Below are 24,720 nucleotides of genomic sequence, written 5' to 3'. Positions count from 1 at the left end.
CGGTTTAAATTTCTTAAATCGAAGGTTCTGATGCAACCTGATAAACTTTTCCAGAATTTAGATTTATTGGCTATTCATCCTCAACTTAGTCATTAAGTCATTCGATAGTGGGTGGCGGATTACAAGATTCTCTTGTTGTTTTACAGGGTATTGAAAAACAGATTTATTGCGCTATTTAATAGTAAGCCAGCCAATTTGCCAAAAGCAAATAAGCTTCTCTTTTCCTCAGAACTCATTTATCGTAAAGCATCATTTACTGCATATCGATGTAGGAAAAATAATGACCTGACGAATGCCTGGAAAAAACGCTTTGAAAATGGATAGATGAAAAATATATGAATATAATTCGATGGTTATCAATTAATTTATTATCTTTACGGTATATCTCCAAAAGAAGAGGGTAAATTGGCTGATATGGAACTACCAGGTAGTTCGAGGCTATAGATCTAAGCCCTTGTTACAATACTTCTTTTTCCATCAAAATTATTTAAAAGTCGATCAGACTGACCAGCTGTTTTTTTAGAATAAAGTTTTATGGTCTTGAAATCAGCTAGTTTGAAGCTGAAGAACATGAATTGAATCATTCCTTCCGAATGATAACTCATGTGTGTATGTTTCATCCGGAAAGGATGCATTTAACGTGAAAAACAATCTTAACAATGGAGAGCTACTATCGATATTACAGAATTTTTACCGATACAACCGAGATAACAACGATGTCTTCAAATGATTTCGTTCGTATTAACATGAAACCGTTTAAAACTATTTGGAAAGATAATCACCCTGTAAAGGTATACTATTCGCTGACCAATCAGGTATATTCACTTATCGGGGTTCGTTTGATTCAGCAGGATTTCGTAGATAAGGTCACGGCTATGGAAAATGCCAAAATTGGCGCTCTTCGCTTCATTTCATCGCTTATTGAACAGGCTGATGCCATAATAGCAACATTAAAACAATATCGAATCGATCATTACGATGATTTGAATAAAAATTTACTTGATAATAATATTCGACGATTAGAAAAGTTGATGAGAAATAATTAAATGACATAAGCCATGAGTAGGGATAAAAAGACACCCAAAAGCACAGAAAAGAAGAGTTCGTCTGATTACCAAAACAGTAAAAAGACTTCTTCAAAAATAGAAATAATAACAACAGGAAAACCTAATTTATCAAAAGGTAAGAAGTAATAACTTAATTAGATGTCATTATGCAAAAAGGAGTAGCAAAATTTTTTAAAGAATCCGGTGGGTTCGGGTTTATAACGCCGCAATCGGGGGAAAAGGAAATATTTGTTCATATTTCGGAACTCATTGATGAAATTCATGAGAACGATGAGGTTACTTTCGAAGTAACGCATGGGACCAAAGGTTTGAGCGCCGTACAAGTCAAGATAGCTTAATTGATTCCCATATTTAAGGGCATTCTTTTAAATGAAGAATGCTTTTTGTTTAGGCTGGACGTTTTCGCGCATTGAAAAAAAAGATTAATGAGACAATTAAAGATAACCGACTCGATTACTAATCGCAATAACCGTTCCCTCAGTTTATATTTAAATGAGGTTAGCAAATTCGAGTTGATCAGTGCTGACGAAGAAGTCTCACTAGCTGAAAAAATAAGAGCAGGAGATCAGAGTGCCCTTGAACGTCTAACAAAAGCCAACTTACGCTTTGTGATTTCCGTCGCGAAACAATATCAATATCAGGGCTTAGTACTGGAAGATCTGATCAATGAAGGAAATGCTGGTTTAGTAAAAGCAGCTAAACGTTTTGATGAAACAAAAGGGTTCAAATTTATTTCCTATGCGGTATGGTGGATTAGGCAGAGTATTATATCGGCCATTTCGATCCAATCCAGAGTAGTTCGTCTTCCCGGAAATCAGATCAGCAACTTGATCAAACTACGCCGTTCCCAGGCGGAGATGGAACAACGTCTGGAGCGTGAGCCAAGTGCAGAAGAATTAGCTATTGAACTGGGAACTTCAACTCAGCAGATAATCGCTTCTCTGGTGAATGCTGAAAGGCAAATATCAATTGATGCACCATCCGTATTTTCGGAAGAAGAGCGATTATTAGATAGTCTGGCTAGTTCAGATCCTGCGACCGATCAACAATTGATGGAAGACTCGCTTTATTTACGTATTGATATGGTGCTGAAAAAACTTTCACCACGTGAACGACAAATTCTTACCATGTTTTACGGGTTGAGTAATAGTGAGCCACAAACACTCGACGAAATCGCCTATCAGTTGAAGCTTACACCAGAGCGCATAAGACAATTGAAGACAAAAGCACTTTTATACATTAAACATTCGTCATCGGGACGTGATCTGCGACAGCATCTTTAAACTGCGCGGACTGTTTAGTGCGAAATATGCGAATATTTTCGTATATTTGGCGAAACCTCTCTTACTCTGTTCCCGGTCTCCTTTTTTAACAGGTCTCCTTTTCATTGTAAATGCGGTGAATTTTCATTTTTTAATTCGTAAATAATAGCATATGGGTAGAAGTCAAGAAACATTCAGAAAAAAAGAAAATATTAAGAAGCGCGAACAAAAGAAAAAAGATAAAGAACTTAGAAAGGAGAATAGAAATAGTCAATCCGATAAAGGGAAATCTTTAGAGGATATGTTGGCGTACGTGGATGAAAATGGAAACTTGACTACTGAAAAACCATCAGAACTCAAAAAGCAAAAGATTAACGTTGAGGAGATTCAAATTAGTACACCTAAAATGGTTGAGGAAGATGATGTGCACAAGGGAAAGGTGGCATATTATAATGACGAACGGGGCTGGGGCTTTATTAACAATGAATTTGGAGAGCGTGTGTTTTTTCTCATAACTGAAGCTCCTGCATCGATCAAAGTTGACGATGTTGTAAATTTTCGGACCAGAAAAGGCCCTAAAGGTTTACAAGCTTACGAAATTCAAGTATTGTAAGGATTGGGCACACTTGCTAGCTGACAACCTACGATAACTATCATCGTTAAACTAAAGGGCGTTTGGATATAATGTCGTCGGGCTTAGACTGATTAAAATTTGAAGAGCATTAGTGGCGTTATATAGGCATGCCTCAAAACACAAGGCACTTAACGGATCGAATCTATTAGAATTGAAACAAGTATTGATGGAACCTACAGATATACCGAATACTTAACCAGCACGAAAAAAATTCTTTTCATAGCTCCAAACAAAAATTGCTACAAAGGGTTAGTAAATAACAGTTATATTGCATTGAATATGCATGCTCAGCCTTGCCGTCGTGATGACCGCAAGGTTTCTTGTTTTGACTCGTTTTAAGTTACTTCTTTTGGCAGAAGATTCTAATTCAGTTCGATAGCGCGTAATCGCAGTGAGTTCAAAATAACAGATACAGAGCTGAAACTCATTGCTAACGCAGCAATCATCGGTGACAATAAAATCCCAAAAAAAGGATAGAGTAGTCCTGCAGCGATTGGTATGCCCAGCACATTATAAGCCAGGGCAAAAAATAAATTTCCTTTTATATTCTTCATTACTTGCTGACTTAATAATCTTGCTTTGGAGATACCTTGTAAATCGCCCTTCACCAAGGTGATATCTGCACTTTCAATAGCTACATCCGTTCCGGTACCCATCGCAAGTCCAATATCAGCTTGTGACAGAGCAGGGGCATCGTTAATCCCGTCACCGGCCATGGCTACCTTTCTTCCCTCAGCTTGTAATCTTTTTATTTCATTTAGCTTGTCTTCCGGCAACATTTGTGCTTTAAAACCATCGAGGTTTAACACCTCACTAACCGCCTTCGCAGTTTCTTCGTTATCACCGGTAAGCATTACAACCTGGAGCCCTTCAGTTTGCAGTTTATGAATAGCTACTTTACTCGATACTTTAATTTTATCAGAAATAACTACAAAACCGATAAGGGTCTTTTCGATACAAAGGTAAGAAACCGTTTTTCCATGTCTTTGGATTGATTTAACTTGCTCTTCCGTCTCTGATGGAATGTGAACAGCCAGCTGCTGCATTAATTGAGCATTTCCCAAACCTATTTTTTCACCCTTTAATATAGCGATAACACCTTTACCTGTTATGGCTTCAAAACTTGAAACAGGAGAAATTTGTATGCCTCGGTCTTTACCATATTGCATGGTGGCTTGCGCCAACGGATGTTCACTGCTGCTATTGAGCGCAATTATTTTTTGTAATACTTCGTCAGGAGTATAATGAGGATGAATGCTGATCACATTTTCCACAGAAGGTTTTCCTTCTGTCACGGTACCTGTTTTATCAATAAGTAATACATTGATCACATTCATTCTTTCCAATGATGCAGCATTTTTTATAAGTATACCGGACTGGGCTCCTTTGCCGACACCAACCATAACAGACATCGGGGTAGCTAATCCCAGTGCGCAGGGGCAGGCAATAATTAATACGGAAATGGCATTGACAAATGCGTATATGTAAGATGGCTCAGGGCCGTATAAAGCCCATACAACAAAGGTAGCGATCGCAATTAGTATAACTACCGGTACGAAGTATCCTGAAATTCTGTCTGCTAATTTTTGAATCGGGGCTCTAGAACGACTTGCCGAGTTAACCATCTCGATGATTTGAGAAAGTAGGGTTTCTGCCCCCACTTTTTCTGCAATCATAGTAAAGGTCTTATTACCATTAATAGTACCAGAACTAACAGGATCATTTACTTTCTTCTCCACAGGGATAGGTTCTCCCGAAATCATTGACTCATCGATTAGGGCTTCTCCAGTTCGTATACGACCATCCACCGGTATTTTTTCACCAGGTTTTACACGGAGAACATCACCTTTTTGAATCGTGTCAATCGTGACCAAATGTTCTTCATTATCCACTACCTTTGTCGCTTGGTTTGGTGCAAGCTTCATCAATTCCTTAATCGCTGTATTTGTTTTACCATGTGCTTTTGCTTCTAACAATTGGCCTAAAAGAACCAGCGTCAAAATAACCGTGGCTGCTTCGAAATAAACATAAACAGTACCATGATGCGTCTTGAACTGATCAGGAAAAATAGAAGGGAAAAATAAAACGAATACACTAAAAAGCCAGGCAACCCCAGCTCCGATGCCAATAAGTGTAAACATATTTAAATGCCAAGTGGAAACTGATTGCCAAGCTCGTTGGAAAAACATCCATGTTGCATAAAAAATAACAGGAAGCGATAGTAGTAATTGTACCCAGTTCCAGTATTTAAGTCCCATCCAATTGAATAATGGATTGTTTGGTATCATTTCTGACATTGCAATTAAGAAGATGGGGGCCGTGAAAATAACGGCAATTTTAAATTTTTGTAAAAGCTGTCTATAAGTATGCTCTTCCTCCTTCGCATTCGCATGTATCGAAACGAGTTCCATTCCACAAATTGGACAGGAACCTGGTTCACTACGCACAATCTCAGGATGCATAGGACATGTATATTGTAATTCAGGTGATTTCAGCGATTCCTGTTTTAGTAAGTTCATTCCACAAACAGGGCAATTACCTGGTTTATCATAAGTCTTGTCGCCCTCACAGTGCATGGGGCAATAGTAAATCGCTTTGTTTCGTTCATCTTGCTTTTTAACAAGTGGGATTTCACTGTTGTTTGCGGGAGCATTCATCACTATTTTGTAGTTACCAATGGACGCTAATGCCGCTTGCAAGGTTTCGCCAGGTATATGTTTCGTCATTGTAATCATGGCCTCGGGTGGATTCAAGGTTACAACTGCTGAAACACCTTCAATGGTGTTAAGCACGTTTTCAACTTTGTCGCGGCAGTTGTCACCGGTCATCCCGGTAATTGTATAGGTGTGCTTCATTTCTTTGGTTTATAGTGCTTTTCCAACGCTAATCTTCTCCTTTAACAGCGATAACGATTCCTTGTTTTAAGCTGATTTCTCTCTAAGCAAATGTAGTGGTAGTAATTAGTAGTGCTTTTATACAATTGTGGAATAGAATTATAGGATTTCTAAGAAGGTTGAAGAATGATGTTGCAACGGGGGGCTTTTGTTAAAATATGTTAATCATTTGAAAAATGATCGTTTTACGACGATATTTGTTTCATCATAATTTAGGTTTATAATTGGTTAGTAAAGGCCTTCCATCTCCCCGGTGGAAGGCCTTTCATTTTTAATCTTTAGCAGATACATTTTCCATATCTCGACAAACACGCTAGTTTACGGATTAAAAAAATTGTTTTTTACGAAGAAGGCTTTGATTTTAAAAATTAGATTGCATAGTTAAAAAGCGAAAAGCCCGGCTTTTTGGGATCACCGGACTTTTCTAATCAACCTAAACCTACTTTCGTAGTATCAATTTGTATGCCGAAAACATTATTCATTTTAATTTAGAGCACTAGAAGACAAGCTGGCAGGTTAAGTGACATGTTGGTCATTTATACTAAGGCCTTTCTTTCGCCCAGCCAATGTAGAACGTGACTACCTCATAACAGCTTCTGGCCGGAATTTTTTCATCTGGGACAATTAAACGGAGTGAACCCTTTTCACTTGGTAGCGGCTTCCCATCCATTTCATAGGCTAAAATAATTTTTCTCTCTGTGAAATTATTGTCAATTTCAGCTAAAGAAAACAATACTTCATAACCATCGGATGCCTTAACTAAGAGGTACTTACTGAGATTTTCTCCACGTAAATCGCTATTTAGTGTTACACCTGCTTTTTGAAGAAGTTCTGCTATCACTACTCCCCCAAATAAATGTTTTGCTCCTGAACGATCTTTGAGGCTGGCAGTATCTTTATCCATTTCGATCAAATCGCTCATGCGAAGTTTAATTGGTTTCGTCACCTCTCCGTTAATATCGAGGATGAAGGGATCGGACTTTTGAGCGAAAAGCCGTATATTAAAAAAAAGCTAAATAAAATCAATAAAAATAACCCTGTATTGTTCATTGTCCGCTGATTCCTTGGATGGATAACATCATCCAACCAGACACAAATGTAAGCAACTTTGCCCATTAGAGGACATTAGAAAAAGCAATATACTTTAGCTACAAGCTGAGTATAAACTGCTTGTTTCGCGGTCAAAAATTAATAACATAAACACTATATGCTGTTTTCGTGTAAGGTAGAACGGTTTATGTGTAAATTTCTTTTTAGCAGATCAATAGTGCTTTATTTTTGCATTAAAATAATAAAAAAAGAAAAACGTGTCATCAACAGAGACCATACTCTATTAAAAGATGATCACCATCGCTATATCTATTCCGGCATTGTGTAGAGATCATCCACTGTCTAACTCAAGAATCAAAAAAATGAGAAATAGAATATCATATATCCTGATCGGTCTAATCATTGTTTTGCTTTTGGGACCTAATTTCTCCCTTTGGTTAGAATATGGGGGTTTGCAATTCGGACAACCTTTTTCTTATCTTGAAGTGCAGCGTTTCGTATCCTCTCATGGCAAGGATACTGCAATCGGTCTCGTGCCTACCAACTTATTCATCGACATTATGTTGGGGCTTGTTTTTTTCTTGCTATACATGCTTTGGATGTCTTTACGGAAAAAAAGTGTCTAAAATACCGCTGTGACCATATATCCCAACTAAACCCGAGATCTGTAAAGTGCGATAATCTAAAGTCAAATCAGTAAATTTGATAGGCTTTTCTAAACGCGTCTATCAAATGGCAACGAATAAAACAATTCAGACTAATGAGAAAGTGGCTGATTTTCTCAATCGAGTCACTGACGATAATAAACGTGATGATTGCTATAATCTTATGACAATCATTCAACTAGAGACAGGATTAGAACCGAAAATGTGGGGACAATCTATTATCGGTTTTGGAAGTTATCATTACCGGTATGAGAGTGGGCATCAAGGTGAGGCACCACTGATTGGCATTTCTCCTAGGAGTAAGGCGATTTCCCTTTACATGACTTGCGATTTTGACCAAAAAAAAGAATTGCTTCAAAGACTGGGAAAACACAGAGTGGGTCAAGCTTGCGTTTATATTAAAAAGCTATCGGACATCGACCTAAATATCCTCAAAGAAATGATTCATCAATCAATAAATTATCTAAGAAATAAGTACGAACTTTCACTTTAGCGTTATTTCAAGCTTTGGTTCTCACCTAAGCTGATTAGGTTCTTCGAAAAAAAGCCACTTTTTCAAGCGGCTTTTTTTAAACTGCGCTGTAAATAAATTTTCCCTTTTGTCAAGAGTTTTATCAAAGTTAAGAAGGGTGCGTTAGAATAGTCTAAGAAAATGTAGTCAATGATAAAAAATCCTTTTTAGTTTTTAGACAATATACGCCGACGCTTTTTGGAAATAAAACCTATTTTTACGATACTTACCGATCGATATAAGATGAATGTCCACGAGTTACGTATCCCGATGTCAAGTGATTCAAGATCCCCCAGATTGGGTTTAAGGTTAATTTATCACGGTCTTTTTTGGATGTTGATTGCGGCAATTTATTATTTTAATTACTATAGATTGGTAGGGAATGCAGAGCATGTGTGGATATTTGTCGTGAAAGAGTTATTGGTCGTAATGAGTGCGTTTTATTCCTTGTCCTCTCGGAAAGTTGTGACAGTTTTTGCAAATCCACGTGGCATTCCATTTATACTTTTGTGGGTCGGAGCTTTATATGTAATATGGGCTTTAACGACCTATTTGGCATGCTTTATCTTTCAGGCTACGTTCAAAGATTATGGACCAAGGTTCGGTAAATACCTCGAGCTTGTACTGACGGATGGGCCTTTTAGTATCGTGAAGAATATCTACATCTTTGCCCTTGATTTTATTTTCCTTATTTCTTTACCCGTTGGGCCGAAATTCGTGAAAATTATGCTAGAACAGGTACTCACCAAAACCCGATTAGAACGAGACAACCTCGAGCTTGAGTTAAATTTTCTCAAGTCGCAGGTAAACCCACACTTTCTTTTTAATACCCTTAACAATATTTATCAACTACTTGATAGTAACTATGATAAAGGGCGAGATATGATTTTACGTCTTTCAACCTTAATGCGTTATACGCTATATGAATCACGGCACCATTTTATTCCGTTACACAAGGAACTCGATTTTATTAAGGATTTTATTGCGCTCATGCGTATTCGATACGGTGAGCGAGTTCACATCGAAGCGCATATTTTTGATATAGAAGAACCTTATAGGATCAGTCCGCTGATGCTAATTCCCTTTGTAGAAAACGCCTTTAAGCACGGGCCTGACAAAAGTCCAAATAACAATTTCGTTAAAATTAATATTGATGTAGCGGATGACTGGATTGTTCTACTGGTGGAGAATGAAGTAGAGGTCATGCAACACACTATTAAGACCTATGAAAGTCAATCAGTAGGAGGAGTGGGGATGTCCAATATCCTGCGAAGATTGGACTTACATTATAAAGGCAATTATCAATTGGCACATGGTGTACGAGGAAACATATATTCAGTACATTTGAAAATTAATCTGAAATCTAACTGAAGTATGATACGCTGTATTTTAATTGAAGATGAACCATTAGCCAGAAAAGGTATCAGCGAACATATCGCTCAAATTTCTTTCGTAAGTTTGGAAGCTAGTTTTGAAACGGCGATGGATGCAATCGTGTTTTTAAGCAAAAATAATGTTGATGTGATCATTTCAGATATTAATATGCCTGGCATTAATGGAGTTGATTTCCTTAAATCTTTATCAAAAAAACCACTTTTCATATTTATCACAGCCAAGCCAGATTACGCATTAGAAAGCTTTGAACTCGAAGTGTTCGATTATATCTTAAAACCGTATTCATTTGAGAGGCTTTTCAAGTCCTTATCGAGGGCGCAGACTCGTCTTTCTCAGAACGAAGTAACCGAAAAAGTGGAAGTTGGCACCTTTGCTATTAAAGACAACTATAGAAACTATCTAGTGTCCTACCATGAAATACAATACATAGAAGGTGATAGAGAATACATTAGAATATCTACAATTGAACGTGAGTTTCTTATTATTTATTCTTTAAAAAAAATCTCCAACGATCTTCCGTTAAACATGTTTATTAGAACTCATAAATCTTACATTATAAATAGAAACTTTGTCCGGGCCGTTGATCCGGATAAAGTCATCATGAAAGGAAGTATAAAAGATATTCCGATAGGGGTCACTTATCGGAATGAGGTGTACAAAAGACTAATGAATCATTAATTCATAGTAAATCCTCTGTTATAAGTTCCTGCGCCTTGACTTTCGCAGATTGGGCTATCTGAGATCGGTAGTATTTAGCTAAAAAGCTATAGGTTACCATTTCATTGGCCCGTTGATCGGAAAAGAAAAGTCGGTTAAGAAACATATGGCATAAGCTTCCCATCAATTCTTTCACCTCTATTCTATTTGGTTTCCATTTTTGCAATAGATACGAAATATATTGACCTCGTTTTTCTAAAGCATTTTCAATAATTACCTGAAAAAAATCGTGCTTATTGCTCAATAAGGTGCCGATAGTGGTTGTATGGCTCCGATAGTTCAGATTTATCTGCTTTTGTTTTTTCTTGTCGATTCCAAACTCTTCCGCAAGCGCCGAACTCCATTTTTCCGTGAGTTCAAAACGTTCAAATAAATTCACTTCAAATATATCAAATAGCTGGTTAACAGCCTTTAAACCAAAAAGCCAACGTGTATGGGGATCCCCCTTTGATAAGGTATCTAGGAGGTCCAACACGATATTTGAATCAATCGAGAATACCGATTCACAGTATTCAATATTGTTTGCTCCGTAACGTTCCAGCTCTCTTATATACGTATCGTATTGGACTGTCCAGATTTTATGCTTGTCGGCTAAATGCTCCACGGTGAAGCGTAGAATCTCCTGAACTTTATTGTAAATCTTTTTACTTTTGTTAACCATCTGTAAACGTAAACGGATATGAAATTCAGGATCTTGGTAGCGTGTAAAGAAACACTTGTCGATGAACTGCCTCTCTTTAAGTTGTCTAATTAATTTTGCTATGTCATTAGATAATATTTCATCCGCTGTCTTTTGAGGGCAATAGAGCTTTAAATAGATCCATTCACTTCCAGGCAGGAAATGTCTTTTGACACTGTTCTTCACTGATGGACTTATTTGTGTCGTAGCGCTTTCTTCTAAAATCGATTTAAAGGGGATTATCACCTCATTGACAAAGGCGTTGGTTTTATCAGTAACAATCGCACTGCGTTGGGCTAATGATTCGTAGATTATCACATCGTTCAACGTCAATTTATCCTTCAATATTTGGATACCCCAACTCGTTCGTATATCAATATGCAATTCATTATCACCTTCCGCAATTAAGATCTCATTTGGTAATCCCAAGTCCGTTTGTAACTGCTTAATATCACTACTGTTAAAACCCAATCGCTGCTTTATATACCAACGTGCACGTGATAAAATTAGATGTTTGTAACCGATTCTAGGTAGAAATGGAACCCTTTTGTATTTATCCCAATTCCAATAGATGGAAAAAGGCGTATCCTGATATTGCAAATCGCACAAAAATCGGTAAATAGAGATCCCTTGTTGGAAGTTATGGGCACAACTTAGTCTGGGAATGACCCTTTTATTTAATTTTTTGGAAAATAAAAAAACTCGATCGTTTCTCACAGTTACGCTAAGATCTGAAAGGGATATTTGCTTTTCATTTTTTGTACGGGTAAGTCCTAATACCGGTATTTCGTAGCTATAGAGATTCGGACGTCGTAAGATATTCGCTACCTTACCCGATGGAGTATGTACGATATCAGCAAGAATTGTATTTCCGAAACGCCCCTCTTCATAAGTCGCACAACGTTGAAGATTTTCCTTTAGATTGGCGTCCATATAGGCAAAACGCGACATTAAATTTACTGCAGACGATCCACTACAGGCCGTCAAGTGAAACTGAAAATTACCATTTTCCAAATTTTCTATCTTTTCCGCTAAAAAATTACCAATTGCATAACAAGTTGGGGCAATCGCTGGATCTCCATGTCTCTTATCTAAAAGTGGATAAATCGCCTCAAGATCTATGTGTGTTGAACCTGAAAACAATGCATTGGTCATTACCTGTTCTTCAAGTGACGATGTGGATCGTTTTTTTTCTTCATTTATATTTAAATTGCTGATTAGCGGATGTTCTTTCTTGTATTGATTCTCAAGATCACCATAGCCTATACCCAAATCCCCATCAAGTACTTCCAGCAGTGGTACTTCCATCATCTCATATCGCCTCTTAAATCTTTGGATAAAAATCTGTAAATCGTAAGGTACCGATGGGGTAAATAAAGGATATAATTCACCTAATTCCTTGGCAATTAATTGCACGGAAGACGGTTTTAGATTAACATTTTTTGGTATAAATTTTTTATCAACTTGGAGAAGTGCTAAATTATGTGCATGTTCTCCCAAAGCGTTTGCTATGTCAGAGCAGGATAAAGAAGTTAGTAGATATCTCGTTTTTATAACTGCTTCGTCGGTTCCCGTTAATTTGTTGATGAGTGGTTGAATATCGGTGTTTCCTAAAATAAGGGGTTCTAATTCCCATATTAGAAATTGATTGTCTACTAATTTAAGCAGATAGGTAACCACTTTCTCCTTTTCAATATCGAGATCAGTAAGAAATGTTATAAATTCATTGAAAGTTCGCCCATCTTTGGCATAGCCGAAAAGAGCTTCTAACAATGGGTTTGCTTTAAGTTTAACTTGAAAGAATGTTCTTTTATCTGCTACATTTTCAAAACGTATATACCGAAAGTGGCCACCGGCAAAGTGAATACTATTGTTCGTATAAAATAAAATGTCAGCCAATGACTCATGACTATATCCTAACTTATAAAGTTGATTTATTACATAGTCCAGACTCACACGAGCATAAATTTTTGTGCGCTTGCTAAGTGTCAATGTGCATGGATTTTCGTTGATTTGCCCCATACATACCCCGGCAAAAGTACCAAAGGGAGTGGCGCGGGAAGCCATACGAGAGACATATTTGTATAAGGTAAGTTGGAGTTTTTGTTGCGGGATATGGCCCTCCGCCAACCAATTTAGACAAGCCTGATAAAGATCTTGGCTGGCATATGAAATAGCTCTTAGCACTTGTGGATTATTTGTCAATAAGCTATATAAACTTTTGGCAAGGCTATTGGAACTATCGGCATTGATCTTTTGGATTTCCCGCAAGGGCAAGCTTGGTGATCTTAATAAAAAGAAACCTAGATGTTCAATTTTGCTTAGTATCACGGAAAGAATTTGTTGGATATGTCTTTTTTCCTAATAAAGAATCGATACACCTATTGAATTTTTCAAAAGAAAAGGGTTTCAATAATTCGTAAATTCTATTATTCGATTCTACACTTTCTGTGTTTCTGAAATAAGAGATGGGTGAAGCGGATATGTTGACTATGGCTAAATTGGAAGGAATTTTCTTCAGAATTTTGTCGATATCACCGTCAAAACCACGTGTTTTGAAATCAAGAAAGATAACATCTAGCACAATTTCTTTTATGATCGCATTAAAATCGAATACATTATCAATCGTAGTTATCAATGTTAAATCGAATCTTTTGCTGATATAACCATTGAGCATTTGTATAGCGAGCGGTTCATCCTCCACAATAGCACACCTTAAACAACGCATATTCTCTTTATTGTTGATATTGGCATTTCTAAATGAAGTTTGAGGTCGTAAAGGTCATACTGCTCACAGTTTCATCTTTATCCTGGAGAGATTGATTACTATTACGCGGCGCGTCTATGTTACAGATGCGCTCTGCTTCGATTTTCAGATAACTTTCTAATTGGTTTTTGTCAAGCTTTTCCATGTCGTTTTGATCTATTTAGCGCTAATTTGAGCTGAATAAGTTTTATGCACATTTTTATTTCACAAACTACCGATCTTCTTATATCAACTAGTTTATATGCTCAACATTCCGAATCACTATGTCAGGTCTTTGGATGCTAAGCTTAAACGCGCGAATGAAAGCAGTTAATTACGATACAGCATGAAGTCTCTTAATTAATCAACAGATTTGGTATAATGTAGAATAGGAATAGGAGGCCTGGTTTAATATTTTAACCTGTAAACGGTCAAATATTATCTCTATTTTGGGCGGTTTTTTCTATAAAAAATTTGTTTTTAGCTATTAATGTTTTTTTTCAACAAAATCAAAAAATATGTAGAAGTAATTTGGTTAAGATGTCTTGTTCCAAATTAAAATTCGTTCGAAAAAAGTATAGTAGCTACCTTTGCATTAGGATATTTCTTATTGAACAATACATTGTCAATTTGAAACATGATCGAAGGTATTCCGGTCCTATGCTATTTTATTGAAAAATGGGTTGAGTAAGTGTATACTTCGCTTCAAACTATGTCTACCCGTAGAGAATACGGCAATCTTTCTGAAGAAGAACAAACAACAGCACATGCGGTAATGCCCATTTACTTTTTTAATAAAGTGCGTTGATAGGCTGGATACCATTCGACATGAGACGGGCCAAACTTAAGACAAAACAACCAAACTTACGTCAAGGCACCCTGATACAGAATGTGAAAAAGTTGATCAAGAAAATGAATTGATAGAGGTCACAGACTCATTCGTGAAATAAACTGTTCGTTATTCGGAAAATCTTTCAATTTCGTGCACCTATCATAAATAGGATTACGATGAAGATTGAAAAAAAAAATGCACAACGCAACAGAGCTCACATTTTAGAAGCAGCTGCCAATATTATACGGGAGGAAGGCCTTCAAGCCCTAAAGATCAGTCGCCTTGCTGAGCGATCTAGACTCACGAGATGGACAATTTATAACCACTTCGGTAGCTTAAATGGCGTGAAAAAGGAGCTCTATAATCGGCATGATTACCTCGTTGCAAACCTGCCTAAAATTGTGAGCCTATCGACCAAACAAACAGGTCCGATTGAATTCGAACTTCTAGCACATATTATTACTCAACATTTTGATGTACTCATGAAAGATCCTTTGTATCGGGAACTTGCAGTGGCAGAATTTACAGGAACCGACCGTGCTATTACGCAAGTAGTATCAGCTCGCGAACAACGCATGTCAAAGATGATGAAAGCCGCTGAATCAGTGGATTCAACAAGCAAACCCTTGTCTCTGGAATTTCTATTTCCTATTATTTTGGGAGGCATTACTTATATGGCTTTTCAATATAGAATAGGAGGATACAGTTCCTGCTTCGGGGTTACTTGCTTGCAGAAAGAATTTAAAATAAATTTGCAACGATTTTTAAGCCACTTAATAAAAGCTGCAATTACCAATTTTGATGAAGATGTAGACGATCAACTAATGGCCTAACCGCGCTATATGGTTTTTAAGAGCAAAAAATCGCTGGATACTTCCTAGCGGCCATCAATATTAAATTCATGGAATCTGTTACCCAAATTTCGCCCGAGTCAACCATACGAAGTGCCTCACGTGCAGGTAAAGTAAGTACTTCTATGTTTTCAGTAGAATCTAGCTTTTGTGTCGCATTAAACTGCGCGTTAAAAAGGATGTATCCATAGGTTACTTGTTTAAGTTTAGTTGGATTAATAGCAAAGCGGCAAATGAATTCCAAGTCGTTCTCTGAAGCTCTGATACCACATTCTTCTTCAAGTTCTGCTACGGCTGATTGTTCCAGCGTTTTACCTTTTTGTTGCATTCCACCAGGTACTTCAATTAAAATTTCACCGAGGCCATGTTTGTATTGACGGGTAAGTACTACCTGATTGTCGGGCGTGACCGCTAAGACTTGCACCACATCACCCAAAGGGGATAAAAAATAATCATCCACTATTAAACCATTGGGTAGTTGTACTTTTTGTTTATGTAGGGGGTACCAGCGGCTTGGCGAAATATCCTCATCTTCTATGATAACCCATGGTTTTATTAGATCTTGCATACAGTAAAAAATAACAATGAATGTATGTTGTTGTTAGTCAACGTTAATTTGCGTTCTTGTTTGCTCTTTTGTATCTGTCTTACCAAAATATTAAAACAAAGTCCATTCTCTTAGCTTAGTCTAATATGCAAAGGTTATTTTTGAGAAGTTTCTATGGATAGGAAACGAATAGATTTCATTTTTGATTTGAGCCACCCTTTGGATCGGGGTGGCTTTTTTAATAACGTTAGTTATCGTCTTCATTTGGTTCGACATACTTAAAGCGAAATAATTTAAATAAACCAACAACAAGCAGTACCGAAAAGAAAACATCAATAAAAAGGTACCCAATATTGAAGTCCTTAATCTCCGCAAAAAGTCCGGTTTCTAAGTTTTGACCAACCGATTTTCTCAGAAATATAAGTGGAAAACCCATGGTTGTATCACCTGCGTAGGGCATACCGCCGCGGTAGGAAAACGCTGTGAAAAATGTGAATAGTAAAACCGTTCCCGCTATCCAAAGTAATATTCTATATCTTTTCATTCCTTGAAGACCGCTCCTTTCAATAAATACAGCTGTTGACAATTTTAGTTTTTCTCTCAGGCAAAGTAAAAAAATATTAGCTAAAGTTCAGCTCAATTATTTAAAGAGGTAACATTTTGACGATGCAAGATCCGCAAGCTTTATTTATATTCGTATATCATTTCATATAAAATTCAAGCGATGAAAATAGCCTTAGCTTCACCTCCTTTTCCAAAATCCATGAATGAGGGTCTTGATCTATTGGAACACTTGGTGACAGAAGCTGCAGCGCGAAAAGCCGAAATTATTTGTTTCCCCGAATCTTTTATCCCTGGTTATCCAGGGATGGGATATCCTACTGAGGATCGCACAGAAGCCGCTTTAAAGCGGGCTTTAATAAAGGCCTGTCATATGGCGGCGCAATATAAAATAGCGATTATACTTCCAATGGATTGGTATTTTGGAGATACGATCGTTAACTTGGCGCATGTTATTTCATGTAATGGCAAGATTCTTGGATATCAAACAAAAAATCAACTTGACCCGTCAGAAGACAGCATATGGACCCCCGGCAAAAAACGCCAACTATTTGAACTGAATAATGTAAAATTTGGCATCACAATATGTCACGAAGGTTTTCGCTATCCGGAATCGGTGAGATGGGCAGCGCAACGAGGTGCACAGATTGTTTTCCATCCGTACTTTGTTGGAAGTAATGAAAAGGGAACTTTGCCAACGACCTTTGGTGCCAAGAATCATCCTTATTATGAAAAAGCTATGATGATGCGGGCTTTAGAGAATACTATTTATTTTGCCAGTGTTAATTATGCCGCTAAGTATCAAGAAGCGGCAACTGCGATTATCGAACCTGACGGCTCCTGCTTGGCAAGCCAGGCCTATGGAAACAGTGGGACATTGATAGTAGATATTGATCTCAATAAGGCAACGGGGATTTTAGCGAAGCGATTTAAGCCGGAATTGGTTTATGAAAATGATACATCAGCTCATCGCAATGAGTTCAAATAGGTTTGAAGTACGGGAAGCATATTTTACTTCCCATACATTACTTACAAGGTCAACCCCCCATCTACTACAAACTCGGCTCCAGTAATAAAGGATGCTGCTTCATCCGATAGATAGACAACCAATTTGGCCAAATCGTCGGCTTCACCCATTCTTTTTAATGGAATGTCATCTAGTAACTTCTCATGAATTTGTTCTAAAATTACATCATCTAAGCCTGCTTTACCCATAATTTCAGTTTTATGCGGCCCCGGACTCACAATATTGACCCTGATTTTTCTTGGAGCCAGTTCTGCGGCAGCTGTTTTTGCTATCGAGTTTAAAGCAGCCTTACTCGCTTGATAAATAGAACTATTCGGATTGTGTGTGGAAGCTACAATCGACGAGAGAATGACTACCGAAGCACGATCATTTAGCAAGGGAATGAATTTACTCAGGGTAAAATACGCGCCCCTAAAATTGATATTCATTACATTATCAAAATTTTCTACACGCGCATCTTCAATTGACCCGAGCGTTCCGGTAACTCCAGCATTGATGAGTAAAATATCTACTTTACCAAACTGTTCTTTAACAGCATTAACTAAAAGTTCAGTGTCTTTTAAAACGGCTTGATCGGCCATGAAAGAAAATGCGCCAATTTCTTGGGCAGCTTTTTCTATCGCCTCTTTGCGTCTCCCTGTAATAATTACTTTTGCACCCAGCGCTACTAATTCTTTCGCGGCGGCGTAGCCAATTCCGCTATTACCACCAGTTATAATAGCCACTTTGTTTTTTAATTTACTCATTTCTTTATTTTTTTACCAAAGGTATGCCGAAAATGATATACTTTTGTAATCAGTATAACAGTGTATATCAGATAACATGGCTGAAATAGAACGAAATCAAGAAGAGGAACTTAGAGCTTTACAGGATACTCTTTACTTTATTGGAGGGAAATGGCGAATACCTATTATCAACTCTATTTGTAACGGTAACAGACGTTTTCGAGAAATTGAGCGCAGTATTCCCGGAATTACAACACGGATGCTGTCAAAAGAGCTGAAAGAGATGGAAATGAATAAGCTGGTAAAGCGAACCGTTTATACCGATATACCGGTGCTAATTGAGTACGAGCCAACGGGGTATTGTAGAACATTTGGAAATATTATTCAGGAAATGATCAATTGGGGTCGGGCGCATCGAGACGTAGTAACAAAAGAAGTCGCTACGGATTGATATGCGTATCCTTAACTTGGAATGCTTAACTTCGTATTTATAATCACCTTCAAATGCGCATTTTAGTTATAGGAGCTTCGGGAACGATTGGACAAAGACTCGTCACAGCCTTTGCAGATGAGCATGATGTTATTCAAGCGGGACGAAAGGGACAAGATATTGAGCTAGATATTAGTTCTGTCGATTCCATTAAGTATGCTTTTCAACAACTGAAAAAAATAGATGCCTGTATTTGCGTTGCAGCATCCGGACCAATGGACGTTTTTGCTACGCTTACTGATCAGCAGTTGATGAATGATTTTAAAGGAAAGTTATTTGGCCAAGTCAATTTAGTCCTCATCGGTCAGCATTATCTAAATGCCAGTGGTTCCTTTACACTTACTTCAGGTATTTTTGCCGATGTACCTTATAAAGGGGTTACAGGTGGCGCAATGATAAGTGGCGCGTTGCACAGTTTTGTTCTCTCCGCTGCAATTGAATTACCCAAGAAAATTCGTATAAACATAGTAAGTCCAGGTTTAGTAGCAGATTCAGCTCTTGAGTTTGGTTCCCTATTTCCTGGTCTGCCCCCTGTTCCTATGGCGGAAGTCATTGAAGCATATCGTAGCTCGGTTGAAGGTGAATTGAATGGTCAAATCATCCGCCTTTATGGAAATTAGATGACAATCTGTAATCGCTGGTCGGGTCAATCTCGCCGTCTCCAGCTATTTTCAACAACCTTATTTTTCATACAAAAACCGTTAATGCTAGCAATAAACTGCAAAAAGACGCTTGGTCGTTTGGCTAGCTTTAACCGCTATAAGGTTAGCTGAATTGAAAAATGATAAAATATCACAATTTATTGGAAGGATCATATACAAACGATCTATATCAGTAGCCTAACTTAGTGAATTGTATTGGTAAAGAACACGTCTTGCCGAATAAGGTTTTTTTTCAGATACATTGATATTGAACCCAATTATAACCAACGTCACTGAATAAATGAACAAGGGAAGCATAATTCGTACCGTGGAATATCAAGTAAGTTTTGAAGACTTATTTAAGAACCAGTACCCAAAGTTGATTTTTTTTGCCAATAAGTTTCTGAATGATATGTCGGCAGCAGAGGAGATCGTTTCTGAAACTTTCACCGTATTATGGGAATACCTTAAGGAGACGAGCGGCGAAAAGTGCACGCGAAGATGAAATGGTCGTCTCACCGGGCGATGTCAATTTGGATTTTATACTAGCCGAAAGAGCGAGAGAGCTTACCGGTGAACACACAAGGTGGGTGGACCTAAAGCGTATGGGTAAATTAACCAAAAACTACTTGGAGCAAACCAATCCAATTGCAGCCACCTATTTTGATGAGGGAAAGCATCAAGTGAGACCTATTCCCCAATCGTTTCTAGATGCGATTGCCAATGCCGCGGATTTTGGTAACAACGGTTATTAAAAAATGACAAATGCTGAATTTTTGTTAGGATAAATCAAAAGAAATAAATAGATGAAAAGATTAGCTCACTCGGTATTTCGCTTTTACTCGTTCTACGGTTATTTGAAGATCCAAAAACGGATAGCAACCATCAATCTATTGCTTATACTCTTTTTTATGCTGCTATCATTCATAGCAATGAGTCAGCAACCCGTACCTGCAAAACCACGCATTTTGATCAGTACCCATATCGGGGGGACAGATCCGGATGATAATCAGTCGATGGCTCATTTCCTTATGTATAGTCACTTGTTCGAAACAGAAGGACTCATCTCTTCGCCTTCTTATGGAAACGGAACAATAAGGGATATTTTAAAGATGATCGATCTATATGAAAAGGATTTACCCAGGTTGGAAAAATTTCAAAGTGGATACCCGCCGGCCAAACTACTTCGATCCATATGCAAACAGGGGCGGCATGGTGCTGCCCCCTTCGCTGGTTTTGCCAGTCCGACCGAAGGTTCCGAATGGATTATAAAGTGTGCTAAAAAGCAGCGCAAAGAGGCGCTTTGGGTATTGGTTTGGGGAGGTTTGGAAGATCTGGCTCAAGCATTGCATGACGCGCCTGAAATTCAGCACCATATAAAAGTTTATTGGATCGGAGGGCCAAACAAAAAATGGAGTGCTAATAGTTATGCTTATCTCGTTGAAAACTTTCCCGATCTTTGGTTTATTGAGTGCAACGGCTCGTACAATGGTTTTTTTTCCGATAGCGATGCGCCAGATAGTCTGACTAATAAAAATTATTATCGCCAATTTATCCGTCAAGCAGGATATTTGGGTGGCGATTTCAAACATTATTACAAGGGCGTAATCAAAATGGGCGATACACCGTCCTTATTATACATGATGGACGGTAACCCGGATGATCCTTTTAAAGAAAGTTGGGGAGGTAGTTTTGAAAAATTAAACCACAGCTCCCGAGTCATCTATAAACGCAATACAACGTTGGTAGATACCGTGAACGTATATTCATTGCTGGAATTTCGATTGAAGGGACCTAAAATAACGATTCCTTCCGATTCGGCTTGTTTTACCATGACAGTTCAAGCAAAAATAGGGGAACAAAAATGGGACGGATTTTATTTGGGAGATGGAGAATATGCCATTAGGTATTGCCCGAAACTAGCAGAAACATTGAGCTATAAAATCACATCATCGATCCCGGGATTTGAAGAACAGCAGGGTCGGTTCGTTGTAAATAATACTTGGCCCGGTGAGAAGGATGCTGATGATTATAATCTTGGCGCAAATTGGTATACCGACAAGGCCAATCTCAATCTTTTCAACGAGGGGGAACAAGGAGCAAAAACCGTTTTAAGATGGCGAAATCAAGTACTGATTGATTGGGCCAAACGATGGAAATGGCTACAATAATATTACGGAGTGTATATTTACTGACTCATTAAAGGAAATTCTTGGCATAACGATTGAAGAAAAGACAACGACTTAGCTAGTCATTCGGTAAAGTAAGTAATAATAGTGAAAATTGTACTAAATTTGAGGGCGAAATACAAAGGCCTGTTTAGCTGTTTGCAGTGCTGAAACATCTGTTGAAAAAAAGTCTTTCCGAACAGATGGTAGCTTAGAAAAAGTAGAGCGATTCATTTTGATTATCGATTTTCTATCTTTTTATGAAACAGGAAATAAAGTATATATGCCAAAAATCTTTAGGAAGATTCTCATTATTGGGAGTGTCGTCTGTGTCCTTATCTTATTCGGGATAACCATTGTGATCAATTTTCTCTTTACACCGGAGAAAATTACCCCCATGACGCTTCAAATGATCAACCAGCAATTGGATGGACAGGTTGTTTGTGAAAAAATTGAATTGACATTTTTTTCTTCATTTCCACACTTCGGCGCTCGCTTACACGAAGGATATATTCTTTCAAAAAACAAGCGGGATACTTTGGCCACATTTAGTGATTTCCGCGGTTCGGTGAATATGACGAAGTTGCTCCTACGAAATGAGATGGATATGGAGCAGATTACTTTACGTAAACCTCGCTTGCATTTGATAATGGATCAACAAGGCAAAGCAAACTATGATATTTTAAAAAAGGATACAACTTCCGTTATAGATACAACAGATAACGAAGCAAGCATCAAATCGATCCGCCTCAAGTCACTTCGTATTGAAGATGCAACTTTACATTACGAAGATAAAGGCGCTAAACTAGATTACCGAATTCCTCATTTGGCCCTCAAAATTGGATTTGTCTATAACGAAGATTACTTATTGCTAAAACTACATGCAGATAGTAAACAGCTCGCCATAAAGAAAGACGGCTTTATTTTTATCAAGCAATTGAATAGCCTTTTAGAAACCGAGTTGAAGCTTGATAAAAAGAACCGAAAGTTAAGTTTTGCAAATGGGCGTTTAAAATTGAATGATATAGATTTTCTATTAGATGGAGCGTTTAAAGCGTTAAAAGGTAAAAGAGCGTTAGAGGTTTCATTACAAGCACGGATGCAAGTACCTTCATTGGCGAACCTGTGGAAAATGCTTCCTAAAAAATACCTGAAAACGACCGATGTTCGTGTTGGGGGCAGGATCGATTTAGTACTGCGTGCAGACGGTATATATGGCGAAGGTCTACTACCTGTCTCCCGAGCGCAATTAAAGATCCACGAGGGCTCTTTACATTATAAAAAATTCCCAGGTCAGATTACGGCATTGGAAGCTGATATGGAAAGCTTGTTAGACTTTAATCAGCGTGAGCGTTCTGCGATTCGTGTGAATAAAATGATGCTGAAAGGAACAGGTATAAATCTAAAAGGAAGTATTTTAGTTCAAAATTTACTCGATAATCCTCAAATTGAACCCGATATTCAAGCAAAAGTCGATCTGACCAAAATCGGATCCACCTTTCCCGTTGCTGAAGGGATCCAAATCGGTGGAGAAGCTGCGTTGAACTTTGAAGGTAAGGTTGCCTATAGAGTCGATTCCGGATTTGATTATAGAGGCCTATCGCTCTATGGTGACGGTAAACTTAGTAACTTACACATAAAAGTAGATGCAGAGGAGCTGATCTTTCACACACCGTATACGGCTTTGAATTTAAAAAGAGACGGTGGGGATGGGCTATTGGGACAGTTAGCGATCGATGAACTTACCCTGCAATACGGGCAGAAACACAGGCTTTCTATGAAAAAGCTTTATACGGAACTTGCCAGGCCGCAGAAAGGCGATAAACGATTACCTTTAAATGGGAAAATTAATGTAGAGGCTTTTCATTATCAGTCTGCAGATAGTGTCAGTGCACACATCGAGAAAGCTTCAATAAGTGCGGCAGTTGGCCCTGGAAAAGTGCCACGCTCACCGCATATTGTTACCGCATTCGATGCGCAAAACCTTGCTGTTCACTACGGGCAAACGGAATTCATTATCGATAAGGGATCTTATCAGTTTGATGTGGAGAAAGATCAAACGAAGCGATGGGAGCCTATTGGTTCTTTTAGATTCTCAAAACTCAAAGCCAGCATACCGCATATCGGAATGCCACTTTCGGTCAATCGCTCCCTCATTACGGTAAAAGGACATGCTATTCATTTAAACAATGCTTTTGTAACCCTTGGTAACTTCAAGATGAAACTCGACGGAGAGGTGAGAAACATTTTTCCGGTTGATAAACGAGATACGTTATTATATGCCGATTTGAACTTACATGCACGTTATTTAGATATCGATGAATTAATGGGAGTCATGGCATCTGAAACGGCAAAAACAGGTGTTATCGAACGTATGGCGGCTACCCCCTTAGCTGCTGCACCACCTGTCATTCCAGCTACTGGAGATTCTACGGGTTTTACATTACCGAAGCATATTAATTTTACGTTTAACTCGTTTATTGATCGGGTAAAAATGGGCTCCTTGCTGTTAAATAATCTGAGGGGGCAAGCACGGGTAGACAACGGTCAATTAAATCTACATGATTTCAGTTTAAAGTCAGGGGAAGCCTTACTCCAAACCAAATTGCGCTATAAGCCAATGGAAAATGGTCAGGCTAAGGTGCAATATGTAATTGATGTACGCAAAATGAAAATGAATCAGTTAAAGGAATTCGCACCTGCCCTGGATACACTTTTTCCGGTTATCCGGGCGCTTGAAGGCAATGCCGATTTTAGTATTAAAGGTTCGGCTAACCTGAATAAGGATATGGAAGTCGATATCGCTTCGGTAAGAAGTGTTGCTGCCTTACGGGCCACCCATCTTGCGGTGCAAGATAATGAAGCATTTCGAGCATTAGCCAAAACCTTCAAATTTAAAGAGCGGGACAGCACTTATATTGATTCATTGAATGTCGAAATGTTGATTAAGGATCGTCATTTAGAGATCTTACCGGCCTTGGTTGAAATTGATCGTTATCGCTTGGCGGTAGGTGGTATACAAAATATCGATCTTTCTTATGATTATCATATCTCGGTCCTGAAATCACCCGTTCCTTTTAAAATGGGCGTTGATGTAAAAGGTATAATTCCCGACTATAATATTAATCTGACAAAAGCACGCTATAAGTATTACTTTACCGATAAAGAACGTTTAGCAAAAAAAGCGGATAGTACCATCATCCGAAAAAGAAATGCAGTTTTAAAACTGATCAATTTTGAATAAGAAAAGAACCCTAA

General features: G+C 38.1%; 22 protein-coding genes. 15 read left to right on the top strand and 7 right to left on the bottom strand.

The annotated features are described in order from the left end of the window. The first annotated feature begins 659 nt into the window (after nt 1–659). The 4 genes from RYH73_RS08630 to RYH73_RS08615 all read left to right on the top strand — a co-directional run bounded on the left by RYH73_RS08630 (nt 660) and on the right by RYH73_RS08615 (nt 2,942). A complete protein-coding gene (locus tag RYH73_RS08630; protein WP_335313015.1) occupies nt 660–1,046 on the top strand; it encodes a hypothetical protein in 387 nt (128 codons plus the stop codon). A 167-nt stretch (nt 1,047–1,213) separates the two neighbouring features. Beyond that, nucleotides 1,214–1,405 carry a cold-shock protein gene (locus RYH73_RS08625; protein WP_335313014.1) on the top strand — a complete coding sequence of 64 codons (192 nt, stop codon included), beginning with the start codon at nt 1,214–1,216 and terminating at the stop codon, nt 1,403–1,405. An 87-nt stretch (nt 1,406–1,492) separates the two neighbouring features. After that, nucleotides 1,493–2,350 (top strand): sigma-70 family RNA polymerase sigma factor, encoded by an 858-nt coding sequence (locus RYH73_RS08620; RefSeq protein ID WP_335313013.1) that lies wholly within the window; start codon nt 1,493–1,495, stop codon nt 2,348–2,350. Nucleotides 2,351–2,501: 151 nt separating this feature from the next. Further along, entirely contained in the window at nt 2,502–2,942 is a 441-nt protein-coding gene (locus RYH73_RS08615; protein WP_335313012.1) for a cold-shock protein, read from the top strand. 383 nt (nt 2,943–3,325) lie between these two features. Here RYH73_RS08615 and RYH73_RS08610 read toward each other — a convergent pair whose 3' ends face one another. Both RYH73_RS08610 and RYH73_RS08605 read right to left on the bottom strand, forming a co-directional pair. Next, nucleotides 3,326–5,818, bottom strand: a complete 2,493-nt coding sequence (locus RYH73_RS08610; protein ID WP_335313011.1) for a heavy metal translocating P-type ATPase — start codon at nt 5,816–5,818, stop codon at nt 3,326–3,328. A 580-nt stretch (nt 5,819–6,398) separates the two neighbouring features. Then, nucleotides 6,399–6,779, bottom strand: a complete 381-nt coding sequence (locus tag RYH73_RS08605) for a molybdopterin-dependent oxidoreductase (protein WP_442946065.1) — start codon at nt 6,777–6,779, stop codon at nt 6,399–6,401. Between the two features lie 490 nt (nt 6,780–7,269). On the opposite strand from RYH73_RS08605, the gene RYH73_RS08600 reads away from it, so the two are divergent. The 4 genes from RYH73_RS08600 (at nt 7,270) to RYH73_RS08585 (ending at nt 10,156) form a co-directional block, all read left to right on the top strand. After that, the gene (locus RYH73_RS08600) at nt 7,270–7,533 is read left to right on the top strand and encodes a hypothetical protein (protein ID WP_335313010.1); all 264 of its coding nucleotides are present in this window, start codon (nt 7,270–7,272) and stop codon (nt 7,531–7,533) included. A 106-nt stretch (nt 7,534–7,639) separates the two neighbouring features. After that, nucleotides 7,640–8,065, top strand: coding sequence for a DUF1801 domain-containing protein (locus tag RYH73_RS08595; RefSeq protein ID WP_335313009.1), 426 nt, complete (start codon nt 7,640–7,642; stop codon nt 8,063–8,065). A 216-nt stretch (nt 8,066–8,281) separates the two neighbouring features. Next, nucleotides 8,282–9,454, top strand: coding sequence for a sensor histidine kinase (locus RYH73_RS08590; RefSeq protein WP_335313008.1), 1,173 nt, complete (start codon nt 8,282–8,284; stop codon nt 9,452–9,454). 3 nt (nt 9,455–9,457) lie between these two features. Beyond that, nucleotides 9,458–10,156, top strand: a complete 699-nt coding sequence (locus RYH73_RS08585; RefSeq protein WP_335313007.1) for a LytR/AlgR family response regulator transcription factor — start codon at nt 9,458–9,460, stop codon at nt 10,154–10,156. Between the two features lies 1 nt (nt 10,157). Here RYH73_RS08585 and RYH73_RS08580 read toward each other — a convergent pair whose 3' ends face one another. Together RYH73_RS08580 and RYH73_RS08575 are read right to left on the bottom strand one after the other, a co-directional pair. Continuing rightward, the gene (locus RYH73_RS08580; RefSeq protein WP_335313006.1) at nt 10,158–13,205 is read right to left on the bottom strand and encodes a lantibiotic dehydratase; all 3,048 of its coding nucleotides are present in this window, start codon (nt 13,203–13,205) and stop codon (nt 10,158–10,160) included. Then, nucleotides 13,186–13,602, bottom strand: a complete 417-nt coding sequence (locus tag RYH73_RS08575; protein WP_335313005.1) for a hypothetical protein — start codon at nt 13,600–13,602, stop codon at nt 13,186–13,188. The genes RYH73_RS08580 and RYH73_RS08575 overlap by 20 nt, the downstream gene beginning before the upstream one ends. Nucleotides 13,603–14,628: 1,026 nt before the next feature. Here RYH73_RS08575 and RYH73_RS08570 point away from each other — a divergent pair. Beyond that, complete coding sequence (locus RYH73_RS08570; protein ID WP_335313004.1) at nt 14,629–15,285, top strand: TetR/AcrR family transcriptional regulator; 657 nt, start codon at nt 14,629–14,631, stop codon at nt 15,283–15,285. A 16-nt stretch (nt 15,286–15,301) separates the two neighbouring features. Here RYH73_RS08570 and RYH73_RS08565 read toward each other — a convergent pair whose 3' ends face one another. Continuing rightward, nucleotides 15,302–15,871 carry an NUDIX hydrolase gene (locus RYH73_RS08565; protein ID WP_335313003.1) on the bottom strand — a complete coding sequence of 190 codons (570 nt, stop codon included), beginning with the start codon at nt 15,869–15,871 and terminating at the stop codon, nt 15,302–15,304. 226 nt (nt 15,872–16,097) lie between these two features. Beyond that, the gene (locus tag RYH73_RS08560; RefSeq protein ID WP_335313002.1) at nt 16,098–16,394 is read right to left on the bottom strand and encodes a hypothetical protein; all 297 of its coding nucleotides are present in this window, start codon (nt 16,392–16,394) and stop codon (nt 16,098–16,100) included. A gap of 180 nt (nt 16,395–16,574) precedes the next feature. Between RYH73_RS08560 and RYH73_RS08555 the strand changes: the two genes are divergently transcribed. Then, on the top strand, nt 16,575–17,399 hold the full coding sequence (locus RYH73_RS08555) for a carbon-nitrogen hydrolase family protein (RefSeq protein ID WP_335313001.1): 825 nt from the start codon (nt 16,575–16,577) through the stop codon (nt 17,397–17,399). A 41-nt stretch (nt 17,400–17,440) separates the two neighbouring features. On the opposite strand, the gene RYH73_RS08550 is transcribed toward RYH73_RS08555, so the two are convergent. After that, on the bottom strand, nt 17,441–18,184 hold the full coding sequence (locus tag RYH73_RS08550; RefSeq protein ID WP_335313000.1) for a glucose 1-dehydrogenase: 744 nt from the start codon (nt 18,182–18,184) through the stop codon (nt 17,441–17,443). 76 nt (nt 18,185–18,260) lie between these two features. Here RYH73_RS08550 and RYH73_RS08545 point away from each other — a divergent pair, with 76 nt between their 5' ends. The 5 genes from RYH73_RS08545 (at nt 18,261) to RYH73_RS08525 (ending at nt 24,706) form a co-directional block, all read left to right on the top strand. Then, complete coding sequence (locus RYH73_RS08545) at nt 18,261–18,614, top strand: winged helix-turn-helix transcriptional regulator (RefSeq protein ID WP_335312999.1); 354 nt, start codon at nt 18,261–18,263, stop codon at nt 18,612–18,614. Nucleotides 18,615–18,667: 53 nt separating this feature from the next. After that, complete coding sequence (locus RYH73_RS08540; protein ID WP_335312998.1) at nt 18,668–19,273, top strand: short chain dehydrogenase; 606 nt, start codon at nt 18,668–18,670, stop codon at nt 19,271–19,273. 428 nt (nt 19,274–19,701) lie between these two features. Then, nucleotides 19,702–20,049 carry a RagB/SusD family nutrient uptake outer membrane protein gene (locus RYH73_RS08535; RefSeq protein WP_335312997.1) on the top strand — a complete coding sequence of 116 codons (348 nt, stop codon included), beginning with the start codon at nt 19,702–19,704 and terminating at the stop codon, nt 20,047–20,049. Nucleotides 20,050–20,100: 51 nt separating this feature from the next. Next, nucleotides 20,101–21,465, top strand: coding sequence for a nucleoside hydrolase-like domain-containing protein (locus tag RYH73_RS08530; RefSeq protein WP_335312996.1), 1,365 nt, complete (start codon nt 20,101–20,103; stop codon nt 21,463–21,465). Nucleotides 21,466–21,745: 280 nt separating this feature from the next. Beyond that, the gene (locus RYH73_RS08525; RefSeq protein ID WP_335312995.1) at nt 21,746–24,706 is read left to right on the top strand and encodes an AsmA family protein; all 2,961 of its coding nucleotides are present in this window, start codon (nt 21,746–21,748) and stop codon (nt 24,704–24,706) included. Nucleotides 24,707–24,720: the final 14 nt, after the last annotated feature.

Origin of the sequence: Olivibacter sp. CPCC 100613 (assembly GCF_036959255.1) — a bacterium.
Taxonomy (GTDB): domain Bacteria; phylum Bacteroidota; class Bacteroidia; order Sphingobacteriales; family Sphingobacteriaceae; genus Olivibacter.
The sequence above is the reverse complement of the archived record's forward strand: the minus strand, read 5'-3'. Positions and strand labels throughout refer to the sequence as shown.